12 protein-coding genes are annotated in these 12,125 nt (G+C 71.8%); 6 read left to right on the forward strand and 6 right to left on the reverse strand.

The window, feature by feature from the left end; genetic code table 11:
* Nucleotides 1-34 precede the first annotated feature (34 nt).
* Nucleotides 35-1,333 carry an oligosaccharide flippase family protein gene (locus tag AC0L6Y_RS09310; protein WP_473551341.1) on the forward strand — a complete coding sequence of 433 codons (1,299 nt, stop codon included), beginning with the start codon at nt 35-37 and terminating at the stop codon, nt 1,331-1,333.
* Between the two features lie 696 nt (nt 1,334-2,029).
* The gene (locus AC0L6Y_RS09315; RefSeq protein ID WP_473551343.1) at nt 2,030-2,236 is read left to right on the forward strand and encodes a hypothetical protein; all 207 of its coding nucleotides are present in this window, start codon (nt 2,030-2,032) and stop codon (nt 2,234-2,236) included.
* Here the strand turns inward: AC0L6Y_RS09315 and AC0L6Y_RS09320 are convergent.
* Nucleotides 2,188-3,372, reverse strand: coding sequence for a glycosyltransferase family 4 protein (locus AC0L6Y_RS09320; protein ID WP_473551347.1), 1,185 nt, complete (start codon nt 3,370-3,372; stop codon nt 2,188-2,190). The two genes, AC0L6Y_RS09315 and AC0L6Y_RS09320, sit on opposite strands and share 49 nt — an antisense overlap.
* Nucleotides 3,373-3,412: 40 nt before the next feature.
* On the opposite strand from AC0L6Y_RS09320, the gene AC0L6Y_RS09325 reads away from it, so the two are divergent.
* From AC0L6Y_RS09325 to AC0L6Y_RS09335, 3 genes are read left to right on the forward strand one after another with little or no spacing between them, the layout of a single operon-like run.
* Nucleotides 3,413-4,114 carry a glycosyltransferase family 2 protein gene (locus tag AC0L6Y_RS09325; protein WP_473551350.1) on the forward strand — a complete coding sequence of 234 codons (702 nt, stop codon included), beginning with the start codon at nt 3,413-3,415 and terminating at the stop codon, nt 4,112-4,114.
* A 29-nt stretch (nt 4,115-4,143) separates the two neighbouring features.
* Entirely contained in the window at nt 4,144-4,515 is a 372-nt protein-coding gene (locus AC0L6Y_RS09330; protein ID WP_473551353.1) for a DUF2304 family protein, read from the forward strand.
* 6 nt (nt 4,516-4,521) lie between these two features.
* Complete coding sequence (locus AC0L6Y_RS09335; RefSeq protein WP_473551356.1) at nt 4,522-5,652, forward strand: glycosyltransferase family A protein; 1,131 nt, start codon at nt 4,522-4,524, stop codon at nt 5,650-5,652.
* Here AC0L6Y_RS09335 and AC0L6Y_RS09340 read toward each other — a convergent pair.
* The 3 genes from AC0L6Y_RS09340 to AC0L6Y_RS09350 are packed head-to-tail and all read right to left on the reverse strand — an operon-like array spanning nt 5,649 to nt 9,595.
* The gene (locus AC0L6Y_RS09340; RefSeq protein WP_473551359.1) at nt 5,649-7,169 is read right to left on the reverse strand and encodes a DUF2142 domain-containing protein; all 1,521 of its coding nucleotides are present in this window, start codon (nt 7,167-7,169) and stop codon (nt 5,649-5,651) included. The genes AC0L6Y_RS09335 and AC0L6Y_RS09340 overlap by 4 nt on opposite strands.
* Nucleotides 7,166-8,524, reverse strand: a complete 1,359-nt coding sequence (locus AC0L6Y_RS09345; protein WP_473551362.1) for a glycosyltransferase family 4 protein — start codon at nt 8,522-8,524, stop codon at nt 7,166-7,168. Before AC0L6Y_RS09345 ends, AC0L6Y_RS09340 begins: the two co-directional genes overlap by 4 nt.
* Before the next feature lie 33 nt (nt 8,525-8,557).
* Nucleotides 8,558-9,595 (reverse strand): glycosyltransferase family 2 protein, encoded by a 1,038-nt coding sequence (locus AC0L6Y_RS09350; RefSeq protein WP_473551365.1) that lies wholly within the window; start codon nt 9,593-9,595, stop codon nt 8,558-8,560.
* A gap of 43 nt (nt 9,596-9,638) precedes the next feature.
* Between AC0L6Y_RS09350 and AC0L6Y_RS09355 the strand changes: the two genes are divergently transcribed.
* On the forward strand, nt 9,639-10,541 hold the full coding sequence (locus tag AC0L6Y_RS09355) for a glycosyltransferase family 2 protein (RefSeq protein WP_473551367.1): 903 nt from the start codon (nt 9,639-9,641) through the stop codon (nt 10,539-10,541).
* A gap of 6 nt (nt 10,542-10,547) precedes the next feature.
* On the opposite strand, the gene AC0L6Y_RS09360 is transcribed toward AC0L6Y_RS09355, so the two are convergent.
* Both AC0L6Y_RS09360 and AC0L6Y_RS09365 read right to left on the reverse strand, forming a co-directional pair.
* Nucleotides 10,548-11,294, reverse strand: a complete 747-nt coding sequence (locus tag AC0L6Y_RS09360; protein WP_473551369.1) for an ABC transporter ATP-binding protein — start codon at nt 11,292-11,294, stop codon at nt 10,548-10,550.
* Nucleotides 11,291-12,109, reverse strand: a complete 819-nt coding sequence (locus AC0L6Y_RS09365; protein WP_473551371.1) for an ABC transporter permease — start codon at nt 12,107-12,109, stop codon at nt 11,291-11,293. Before AC0L6Y_RS09365 ends, AC0L6Y_RS09360 begins: the two co-directional genes overlap by 4 nt.
* Nucleotides 12,110-12,125: the final 16 nt, after the last annotated feature.

The raw sequence follows: 12,125 nt of genomic DNA on the forward strand, positions 1-12,125 counted from the left end.
GGGGCGTCCGAGCAGCCCGCAGGATGGGTTCGAGGTGTCAGTCAGCCGCAGCATCGCGATCAACACGGTGGGCAAGCTGATTCCGCCGGTCCTGGCCCTCGCGACGCAGCCCCTTCTCGCGCTGGGACTCGGGGTCTCCGGCCGTGGCGAGCTCGCGGCCGCCACGGCACCGCTCATGCTCGTCACCGCGATCCTGACCTTCGGGGTGCCGGACGCATTCACCCACTACATCGCCCGCCGCGTCGGAGGCGCCCGGCAGCTCGTCCGGCGCGGATTCATCGTGCTCGCCCTGGCGGGCGTGCTCGGTTCGGGGATCGTGGCGGCGCTCGCGCCGGTGCTCGCGCAGGACGAGGAGGGCCTGGCCGCCCTGATCACGATCGCCGGCGCCGGAATCATCCCCTCGCTCCTCGTCTCCGGGCTGCGCGGAATCGCGGCCGGCCACCACCTGTGGCACCGGATCGCCTTCGAGCGCATCCTCGGCGCCGTCCTCCGCTTCATCGGCGTGCTGGTGCTGTTCCTCCCCGGACTGCTCACGCCCCTCACTGCCACGATCGTCTTCGCGGTGACGAACTTCCTGAGCGGAGTCGTGTTCCTGTGGCCGCGGCGCGGTGCCGCCTCGGCCGCCCCGCTCCCCGAGGCGAGCGGCGAACGCGTCTCGGTGGTGAGCTACGGATTCCGGATCTGGCTCGGAACCGCGGCCGGCGCGCTGATGGCGCGGGTCGATCAGGTCGTGATGACGCCGTTGTCGACGCTCGAGCAGCTCGGACTGTATGCGGTGGCCGCGAGCGTGAGCGAAGTGGCGCTCGTGTTCAACACGGCCATCCGCGAGGTGCTGTTCTCCGCGGAATCCGAGAGCCCGCAGGAGCGCCGCATCGCCCTCGCGTCGAGGCTGTCGACCCTCATCACCTTCACGATCGCGCTGGGGATCGCCGTGGTCTCGCCGTGGGCGTTCCCGCTGCTGTTCGGCGAGGGCTTCGCCGCGGGGGTTCCGGTGCTGTGGGTCCTGCTGCTGGCCGTCGTGCTCGGCAACCCGGGCTCCGTCGCCGGCGTGGCCTTGAGCTCGCGCGGCAAGCCGGAACTGCGCAGCGCGGCGCTGGCGATCGCCGTCACCGTGAACGTGGTGCTGGTGGCTCTCCTCGCGGCGCCGTTCGGAGCTCTCGGCGTCGCATTCGCCACCCTCGCGGGCAATGTCGTCGCGGGAAACCTGTGCATGGTGTTCCTGCGCCGGCGCTTCGGCGTGCCGATCCGGTCGTTCTACGCCTTCCAAGTGAACGACCTGCGCGAACTCCGTGTGATGCTGAACAACCTGCTGCGCAGAAAGGCCACCCCGTGACCGACCCCCGCCCGACCCCGCGACTCAGCCTCGGCGCCCGCTTCTGGCGTCTCGCCTCGACGGCGGAGAGCGCGCTCGGGATGCTGCGCGCGCCGGGCCTGGTCCGCCGCTTCGCGCGCCGGAACCGATCCTCGACCTCCCCCGTCACCGGAACCGCGCCCGTGGTCGTCAGCCTGACCACCTACGGCGCGCGACTGGCGAAGGTGCACCTCACGATCGAGTCGATCGCCGCCGGCCAGGTGCGGCCGCGCCGGCTGATCCTGTGGGTCGACGATGAGTCGACCGCGACCGATCCGCCGGAGGAGCTTCGCCGCCTTCGCGACCGCGGCCTGGAGGTGCGTGCGACGCGCGACCTCGGGCCGTACAAGAAGTTCTATCCGACGCTGGCCCTGCGCGAGCCCGGCGAGTCCCTCGTGACGGCCGACGACGACGTCCTGTACCCGGGCTGGTGGCTCAAGCGGCTGGTCGCCGCGCATCGCACCGCCCCCGACGCGGTGCACTGCTACCGCGCCCGCGAGTTCACGTTCGAGGGCACCGCCATGACCTCGTACTCGACTTGGCCGCTGTGCTACTCGACCCGCCCGGGCCTGCACCACTTCCCGACCGGCGTCTCCGGGGTGCTCTACCCGCCGCACGTGCTCGACGCCCTGACCGCCGCGGGAGAGGCCTTCCTGAAAACGGCCCCGCGCAGCGACGATGTCTGGTCTGCACTTCACCTCGGTCTCCTCAGGGGCGTCGATCCACCAGCTGTCGCGTCTGCCGCGCCACTTCCCCGAGATCCCGGGCAGCCAGAAGGTGTCGCTGTTCGCCACGAACCTGCGCCAGGGCGGCAACGATCCGCAGCTGCAGGCGACCTACACGCCCGAGGTGCTGGAGCTCATCCGCCAGTCGCGGTCGGCGTAGCGCTCTCGACCGCATCGGCGGCGGTCTTCGCCACCGCCGTGAGCGCGACGCGGGGAGCCGCCCACGCCGCAAGGGCGGCACGGTCCTCCTCGCTCGCGAGGCCACGCGCTCGGCGCTCGCAGCTCTGCGGCGATCGCGGTCGCGTCGTAGGGCACGGCCGATCCGAGCGGGGCCGCCTCGGCGAAGGCGGCTCCGGCGCCTCCGCCGGCGTGCAGCACCGGCGTGCCGGCGGCCACCGCGGCGTGCAGCTTCGCGGGGAAGAACGGGTAGGCGGCACGACTCCCGGACGGCGGGGAGGCGCTCGACAGCGCCACCGCCGCCCCGCGCAGCCAGCTTGCGGCCTCCTCCGGCGGCACCGGCGCGAGCACCGTCACCAGGCCGGGATCCAGACGTCGCCCCTGCGCGCGGATCGCCTCGATGCGCGAACCCGAGCCCAGAAAGACGAGGCGCAGGCCGTCGACGCTGCCGATCGCGTCGACGAAGATCTCGGCCCCGTGCGCGTCCGAGGCGGTGCCGGCGTAGAGCGCGTAGGGCACCTCGGAGTGCTGGCGCGGGCCCTCGGGGCGGAAGATCGAGGTGTCCGCGCCGTTGCCGATCTCGACGACGCGCTCGGGCGCGGCGCCGAGTTCGCGCACCCGCTCGGCGAACACCGAGGAGACCGCGAGCACCCGAGCCGCGTGCCGGAGCGCCCGGGACTCCATCCAGCGCACCGCGGCGACGATGGCGCCGGGCACCCCGGCCTGAGCGGCCGCATCCGAGACGATGTCCGCCGCGTAGTAGACGTAGGGGATCCGGCGAATCCCGGCCGCCCAGCGCACGGCCGTCCCGGTGGTCGGCGGCGGCTCCACGACGATGACGTCCGGGCGCGGGGCGCGCAGCAGGCGGAAGAACAGCGGCACGTCGAAGCTGAGATACGAGACGTAGCCGCGCACGGCGCCGCTGCGATCCCGCAGCACGGGCCAGCGCCGGATGGTCATGCCAGGCTCGTCCGTCGCGGCGAGTCCGCGCGGCGGCCGCGAGGTGACGACGTTGACGGTGTGCCCTCGCTCGACGAGCTCCCGCGCGAGGGCGGCGAGCCGCACCGCTGCGACGCCGGTCTCGGGGACGAACAGCCTCGTCGCAATCAGGATTCGCATGGCACCGATCAGGCTAGCGTCCTCTGTCAGAATGGCACCCATGCTCAGCACCTCTTCCTCACCCCAGCGCGCCCCGGATCCGGCGGTGTGGGTGGTCGTCCCGCTCTACAACGAAGCGACCATCATCGGCGACGTGGTGACCGAGCTCCTCGAGCACTTCGGCGCCGTCGTGTGCGTGGATGACGGCTCGAGCGACGGGTCCGCGGAGGCCGCGGCACGCGCCGGCGCCCGGGTCGTCCGCCACCCCCGCAACCTCGGTCAGGGCGCCGCCCTGCAGACCGGCATCAGCTACGCGCTGAGCGAGCCGAGCACCGAGTTCATCGTCACGTTCGACGCCGACGGCCAGCACCGCGTCGATGACGCGATCGCGATGGTCGCGCGGGCACGCGAGGAGGACCTCGCGATCGTCTTCGGATCGCGGTTCCTGGACCAGCGCACCAAACCGGGCGCGCTGAAGACCCTCGTCCTGAAGACCGCCGTCACGATCACCAACGTCAGCACCGGGCTCAAGCTCACCGACGCCCACAACGGCCTGCGGGTGCTGCGGCGCGACGCGGCGGCGCGCATCAACCTCGTGCAGGACCGCATGGCTCACGCCACCGAGATCGTCGTCCAGCTGGGCCGAACGCGGCTGCCGTGGGCCGAGCACCCCGTCCACGTCATCTACACCGACTACTCCCGGGCCAAGGGGCAGTCGCTGCTCAACTCCGTGAACATCCTCGTCGACCTCATCGCGAGCTGACCCCCGACCTCGAAAGAGACCTCTGACATATGTGGTTCCAGATCGTCCTCGTCGTCGCGCTGCTCGTGATCGCCGGATACCTGCTGCGCTCGACGCCCGGCCCGCGCCAGCTCGCGATTCGCCGCCTCGTCATGCTCGCCGGACTGCTGGCGGGCATCGTCGCCATCATCTGGCCCGACCTGCTGACCTCGCTCGCGCGCCTGGCCGGCGTCGGTCGCGGCTCCGACCTGCTGTTCTACCTCGCGATCCTCGGCGGGCTGCTCTACGCGGTCAACGAGTACAAGCGCTCGGTTCGGCTCTCGCAGGCCAACACGCAGCTCGCCCGCGAGCTGGCGCTCACCGACGCCAAGCTCCGCGATCGGATTCGCGAGCTCGAGTCGCGGCTCGACGACCGGGGCTGACCGCTCGTGAGCCGCACTCCCGCCGTCGAGGTCATCATTCCGGTGCATGACCCCTCCCGGCCGCTCGGGCGAACGTTGCGCTCACTCCGCCCGGACACGGCGGCGCTCGGCGAGCGGCTTCGCATCACGGTGGTCTGCCACAACGTGGCGGCGAAGGTGATCGCCGACTCCCTCTCGCCGGAGGAGCGCGCCGACGTCCACCTGCTCGAATGCCACGACGGCCGGTCGACCCCCGCGGGGCCCCGCGCCGACGCGATGGCGGCATCGCAGGCGCGCTACGTCAGCTTCATCGACTCCGACGACTGGCTGGAGCCGGGCGCCCTGACGTCGTGGCTGGCGCTCGCGGAACGGCACGACGCGGCGGCGATCATCGCCCCGGAGCGGCACGCGAGCGGACGCCCGGTGCGCAACCCGCCGCTGCGCCCCGGGCACCGCGGCGCGCTCGATCCGCGACGCGACCGTCTCCCCTATCGCAGCGCCCTGCGGGGGCTGTTCTCCCGCCGCACGGCCGAGGAGCTGAGCATCGGATTCGGGACCGCGCCCGGCAACGGCTCGGATCTCGCGTTCACGCTCGGCTACTGGTTCTCCGGTCGCCCCGTGCACTTCGCCACGCGCACCCCGGCCTACGTTCTCGGCGACGACGCCCAGGACCGGGTCACGCGCGCACCGCGACCGCTGGTCGAGGAGATGGCCGCGACGCGCGAGCTGCTGGGCGGCGAGTGGTTCGCCGGGCTTGAGGCCGCCGACCGCCGCCTGATCGCGACCAAGTTCGTCCGCGTGCACCTCCTGCCCGGGCTGGCGCTGCGCACGAAGGCCGCGGCGACCGACGAGCTGCGCGCCGCCGCCTGCCGCGATGCGGCCGACTTCCTCGCCCTTGCCGAGGACGCCGCGCCCGGCTTCGAGCGCTCGCTCTCCTCCCGCGACGCGCGACTGTGCGCGCTGCTTCGAGCCGAACCGGTCTCGTCGCCGCCGCTCCGCGGCGCACTCGACGCCTGGTGGCGCTTCCGCCCCGTGTCGGTCATGCTGACGCCGCGACTGCGCGACCAGCTGCGCCGGGATGCACCGCTGCGCTGGGTCGCCGCGATGCTGCTGCTCTCGCTGCGCCTGCGCCCGGCTGCCCCGCGGCCGAGCCGCTAGTCGGCCTGCGGCGCCCGCTCCTCGGCGGGCGTCACCAGCAGCCGGACGGCGAGAGCCATCAGTCCCGCGAATGCGAGGGAGCCCGCGATCCAGACGACGTTGGGGCTCACGACTCCCGTCCACCACCACTCGGCGCCCGTGGCGAGGTCGATGCTCGCCCCGTCGATCCCGGTGATGAAGCGCCGCATCGTCACCTGCAGCGCGACGAAGTTGGCGCCGGCGAGCGCCGCCGCGAGCAGCCACGCCTGCAGCGGCGTGAGTCGGATCGCGCGCCCGTCCGCTCGGGTGAGCAGCGCGACACCCGCGAAGAGCACGACAAGCGGAAGCAGGTAGCGCGGCTGCACCTCCTGCCCGACCCGATCTCCCCCGGCCTGGAGCACGTACAGCGGAAGCGCGATCAGCACGGCGCCGACGAGCGCGAGCGCGAGCGCCTTGCGCGACCACATGCGGGAGAGCCCCACGAAGACGAGCGCCAGGAACACCCCCACCGCGGCGTAGGAGACGAGGGTCGGCATCGGGGTGTCGAGCCACCCCAGCCCGCCCTCGGTCAGCATGCCGGACCACAGCGACGGCAGGTGCAGGATGTTGTAGGCCAGCAGCGCGGGACCGGTGATGACGGCGTCGAGCCCGCCGCTCGGCGCCGGGGCGCCGCCGAATCCCTGCAGGCCGCTCAGCGACTGGCGCGCGGTGGCGAACAGCACCAGCGCGATCAAGCCGACGATGGCCGGGAGGACGGCCCGCAGCGCCCAGCGGCGCGTGCGCTCGGCCGTGAGGATCGCCACGACGGCGATCGCCAGGCCGACGTAGAGCGCCGCGTCGCCGCGCGAGCCCGCCGCCATCAGCGCCGCGATCGTGAAGCTGATGCCGAGCAGAACGGTGTGCGACCGTCGCGTGCTCTCGACGTAGCCGAGCAGTGCGAGCCAGCTCGTTCCGACCCCGATCACGGCCCAGGCGCTGGGGTTGTTGGAGGCGATCAGGAACAGCCCCAGCGGAACCACGGTGATGAGCCAGCCCCACACCAGGGCGGGGCGCCGGAAGGCGGGAAGCAAGAACCAGAGCGCCGCGCCGAGCCCGAGGAACAGCGCCGCCGACAGCACCCGCATCAGCACCGCGGAGGTCTGGATGTCGCTCGAGGCGAGCAGGCCGTTGACCGCGTAGTAGCCCGGCGGGTACCCGCCGCCGACGTTGCTGCGGCGCGTCTCGACGGTGTCGGTGATGGCCCAGGAGAACTCCGTGCCCTGGCACCCGGCGCTCGCCTCCGGGTCGTAGGCGTAGCACGCGATCCCCGCGAGCGCGCCGGGCACGGTCCGCTCGCCGGGCTCCGCGTTCGCCGGCTCGGCGCACCACTCGCCGGCGCCCGGCGAAGCGCACCAGGTGCTCGTCAGGTGGTAGTCGTCGTCGGGCGCGCTGCCGACGGGCGACGCGAACACCCAGGCCAGCAGGGAGAGCGCGGCGAGCACCGGTACGAGGATCGCCAGCAGCCGGCGCCGGAGGGGGACGCCTCGCGCTCCGCTCATGAACCGGCCCCGCGGCGGGCTCGGATGCGGCGCAGCACCTCGCGCGGGCCGGAGTGCTTCAGGTGGTGCAGCGCCATGCGGACGTTGTGCAGCGGCCCGGCGGTGCGGCCCCCACGGCCGCGTCCGAGCCCCATCCGGTCGCGGCCGGCGCGGTAGTCGGCCGCGTGGTGCGGGTGGTCGACGAACGCGACGAGGGGGGCGAGCACGACCGACCAGGCGAAGCGCTCCCGCACGCGCGCGACGTTGGCGCGGTAGCGCTCGCGCGCCTCGGCGTCGCCGAAGGCGGTCAGCAGCGCGTCGGCCAGCGCGTCGACGTCGTCGGCGGGAACCACGAGGCCCAGCTCCTCGTCGCGCACCAGGTCGGCGAACGCGTCGCCGTCGGTGACGATCATGGGCAGCCCGGCCCACAGGTAGTCCAGGATCCGGGTGCGGAACGCGAAGGTGGTCTCGACGTGCGAGAAGTGCGTGCTGACACCCCAGTCGGCATCGAGCAGATACGCGCCGCGTTCGGCATACGGCACCCAGGTGTCGTTGAACACGACGGCGGTTCCCTCGACCCCGAGCTCCGTCGCCAGGTCGACCGCCTCGCGGACGATTCCCATCTCGTCGACCTTCGGGTGACGGGTTCCGAGGAAGAGCAGCCGCACGTCGGGAACCTGCTGGTGCGCGCGCGCGACCGCGCGGATCAGCGACAGCGGATCGAACCAGTCGTAGACGCCGCCGCCCCAGATGAGGACCTGTGACGCGTCGTCGAACCCCGGCCGAACCCCGCGCAGCGCCGGGCCCGCCGTCGGCGGCGCCTGCTCGAGCCCGAACGGAACCAGATCCAGGAGCCCGCGCAGATCGCGGTCACCCGCGTACGTCGCCGGGGAGATCCGTCCGAGCGCACCGAGGTGGCCGAGGTAGAACTGTCGCTGGCGCTCGCTGGCGCAGACGATGAAATCGGCCCGGGCGAGCTGGTCGCTGAGCGAGTCGCGCGCCGTCGCCACCCGCAGGTCCCAGGTGGCGGGCGCGAGGCCGGTGCCCTGTTCCAGCGTCTCCAGGTGCATCGGCGCGTACACGTCCGCAACCAGGTACCGGTCTGTGGAGCGCAGCGATGGGAACTGGCCGAGCGCGTAGCCCTGGAAGACGATCACCTCGGCCCAGCGCTCGTGCGGGCGGAAGGCTCGATCATCGCCCGCCGCGACGGCGAAGACCGGAACGGCACCCTCCGACGCTTCGACGCGATCGGTCGAGACGATCCGCACCTCGTGCCCGTGGCGCTGAAGCTCCCGCGCCATGTTCCAGACCCGAATCGCCGGCCCCGCCATGCGCTCGCCGACCGGATCGCCGGTCAGGATCACGACGCGCGTCATCGAATCCCCTTCCGGATGTGCCGCCGCTCCATCCTAGGGGCGACCCGATCTGCGGGCCGGTTGGACCAGGTCGCGCAGGATGTCGATCGGTCCGCGACTGTAGCGCGCGTAGCGGCCCGAGAGCGCGCCGCCGATCAGGTAGGGCAGCCGGGCGATGCGCCAGCGCGACAGGTCGCGACGGCACGCCTCGTGGCGGTGCTTCGCCTCGGCGCGGGCGAGCTGCTCCGGCGGCGCGCCCAGCGCCGCCAGTCGCTCGGCGAGCAGCCGCGTGCGCTCGGCCAGCTTGGGGGCGCGCTCGTCCCGCGGCTCGCGCAGCTTGGCCCAGCGATCGGCCATCGTCGGCCGCCGCGCGCCGATCTCGTTCGCGCCGTGCTGGCGGTAGTCGATGAGCGGCTCCTCGACGAGTCTCAGGGCGCCGGGCTCGGCGCTGGACCCGGCGGCGATCGCGGCGAGCCACTCGTCGTGCACCCAGCTCTTCGGGAACGGCGCGGCCGCCGCGGCGAGCTCGCGGCGGAACACGACCGTCGCCCCGGTGACCAGGTTGCGTCGCAGCAGCACGCCGAACGCGTCGCCGCGTGCCAGACCGTCGCGCTCCGCGGCGGTCGCCTCGAGGGCCTCGAGAAGGCGGAGGCCGAGCGGCTGGCCGTCGGCGTCGACGAGTCGGGCATCCGAGTGGACGAAGCGCAGCAGCTCATCGCGCGCGAAGCGCGGCACGATCGTGCCCAGCTTCTCGGCGTGCCAGACGTCGTCCTGGTCGCTCAGCGCGATCAGGTCGCCTCGGCAGGCGGCGATCGCGTCGGCGAAGTTGCCGACGACGCCGAGCGCGGGCGCGTGCCGCCGCACCACGAGCTCCGTCGCGAACGCGGGGTCGGTCGCGCGCGCCTCGGCGAAGATCCGCTCGACGATCGCCACGGTGTCATCGCTCGAGTCGTCGTCGCCGAGCACGATCTCGATGGGCGCCGGAACCTGGGCGAGGATGCTGCGCACCTGCTCGGCGACGAAGCGGGAGCCGTTGTGCGTGCACAGGGCCACCGAGACCGTCGGCAGCGTCGCAAGGTCGCCCGCATTCACGACGCCAGCCTAGGCGAGGCGCACCAGTAGAATCGTCCCCACGATGTCTTCCCCCGCGCCGCTCCCGGATGCGACGTCGCCGCGGATCGGCGTCGTCACCGTGGCCTTCCGCGCCGACGAGGTGCTGAAGGCGTTCCTCGAGACGCTGCCCGGATCTTCGAGCGAGCACCTGGCGTGCATCGTCGTCGACAACTCCCCGACCCCGGTTCCCCGCACGCGGGAGCTGACCGAGGCGGCGCACGCGACCTACGTGCCGATGCCCTCGAACCCCGGCTACGGCGCGGCCATCAACGCGGGCGTCGCGCTCCTGCCGGCCTCGGTCGAGTGGATCCTGATCTCGAACCCCGACGTCGAACTCGCGGCGGGCGTCGTCGACGCGCTGCGGGCCTCGGGTGAGGCGGACGCGAAGATCGGCGCCGTCGGTCCCGCCGTGCTGAACTCCGACGGCAGCATCTACCCCTCGGCCCGCTCCGTCCCGTCGCTGCGCACCGGGGTGGGGCATGCCCTGTTCGCGAACCTCTGGCACGCGAACCCCTGGACGCGGCGGTACCGGAGCGAGACGACCGGCGCGCCGACCGCGCGGAACGCCGGCTGGCTCTCGGGGTCGTGCCTGCTGGTGCGCCGCTCCGCCTTCGACGCGGTGTCGGGCTTCGACGACGGCTACTTCATGTACTTCGAGGACGTCGATCTGGGCTATCGGCTCGGGCTCGCCGGATACCTCAACCGGTATGAGCCGGGCGTCACCGTCATGCATCTGGGCGCCCAGTCGACGGCGACCGAGTCGGCGGCGATGGTGCGCGCGCACCACGACTCGGCCCGGCGCTTCCTGGCGCGGAAGTACTCGCGGTGGTACCTGTGGCCGGTCCGGGCGGCGCTGTCGGTCGGGCTGTCGCTGCGCAGCGCCTGGGTCGCGCGTCGCGCCCAGAAGCAGTCGCGCACCGGCTGAACCGGCTCAGGCCGCGTCGGCCTCGAGCGACTTCTCGTAGCGTGCGGTGACCTCGTCGGCCGGTCCGATGTCGCGCAGCTCGCCCTTGTCCAGCCAGGCGACGCTCTGGCACATCTCGCGCACCTGCGTGAGCGAGTGCGAGACGAAGATGACCGTGCGCCCTTCGCCGGTGAACTCGAGGAACTTCTGCCGCGACTTCTCGCGGAACGCCCCGTCGCCCACCGCGAGCACCTCGTCGACGACGAGGATGTCGGGCTGCGTGTGCACGGCGACCGAGAACCCGAGGCGCACGTACATGCCGGAGGAGTAGTTCTTCACCGGCTGGTCGATGAACTTCTCGACCCCCGAGAACTCGACGATCTCATCGAAGCGCGCGGCGACCTGCTTGCGGCTGAGCCCGAGGATCGAGCCGTTGAGGAACACGTTCTCGCGCCCGCTCAGCTCGGGGTGGAACCCGGAGCCGACCTCGAGCATCGACGCCGCCTTGCCGTTCATTTTCACCGACCCCTTGTCGGGGTAGTAGATGCGGGCGAGCGTCTTGAGCAGGGTCGACTTGCCGGAGCCGTTGCGGCCGATGATGCCGAAGGTCTCCCCGTGCGGAACGGTGAAGGAGACATCCTTGACGGCCCAGAACTCGTCGGCGACGGTCTTGCGGCCGCGCATGATCGCCGACTTGAGCGTCTGGTTGCGCTCGCGGTAGAGGCGGAATCGCTTCGACAGGTGGTCGACGACGACGGCAGGTTCTTCACTCACAGCAGTTCCGCCAATCGTTTCTCGTTCTTGGCGAACACCAGGAATCCGAGGGTGAACACCAGCCCCGCCGCCCCCACGCAGTACAGGGTGTCGGCAAGCTCCGGGAACCGATTGTCGTACAGCAGGTTGCGGAAGACCTGGACGAAGCGCTCCATCGGGTTCAGCTGGTAGACGGTGAGGATCCAGGAGCCGCGCTCGGCGGCGACATCCGCCACCAGGCTGACGGGGTAGATGATCGGCGTCAGATACATCCACATCTGCAGGATGATCGTGACGAAGTGCTGGGTGTCGCGGAAGTGCACGTTGAGGATCGCGAAGATCATCGAGAAGCCGACCGCCATCAGCGCCAGCAGCGCCATGAACAGCAGCGCGACCGGGATCCACGGCAGCGGGAACGCGCCGAACACCCACAGCGCGGCGACCAGGACGCCCATCTCGATGAGCCAGGTGAACCCGACCGACAGCATCACCGAGAGCGGCAGGTGCACGCGTGGGAAGTAGACCTTCTTGATGAGGTTGGCGCTGGTCACCATCGTGGTGAGTCCGCCGTTGATGACGCGACTGAAGTAGAGCCACGGCAGCAGACCGCACATCAGCCACAGCGGGTAGATGTCCAGGCCGCTGGGATCGCCCTGGTCCGGGCGGGCGCGGAAGATCACCGAGAACACGACCGTGTAGACGAGCATCGTCGCGATCGGGTTGAGGAGCGACCAGAGCTGCCCGAACACGGTGCGCCGGTACTGCCCCTTGACCTCCCGCATGGTGAGGTTGATGAGGAGCTCGCGCGTCGCGAGCAGCTCCTTGAGGTAGTTCATTGTGCGCTTTCAGCCA

Source organism: Pseudolysinimonas sp. 10J20-29 (assembly GCF_055809595.1).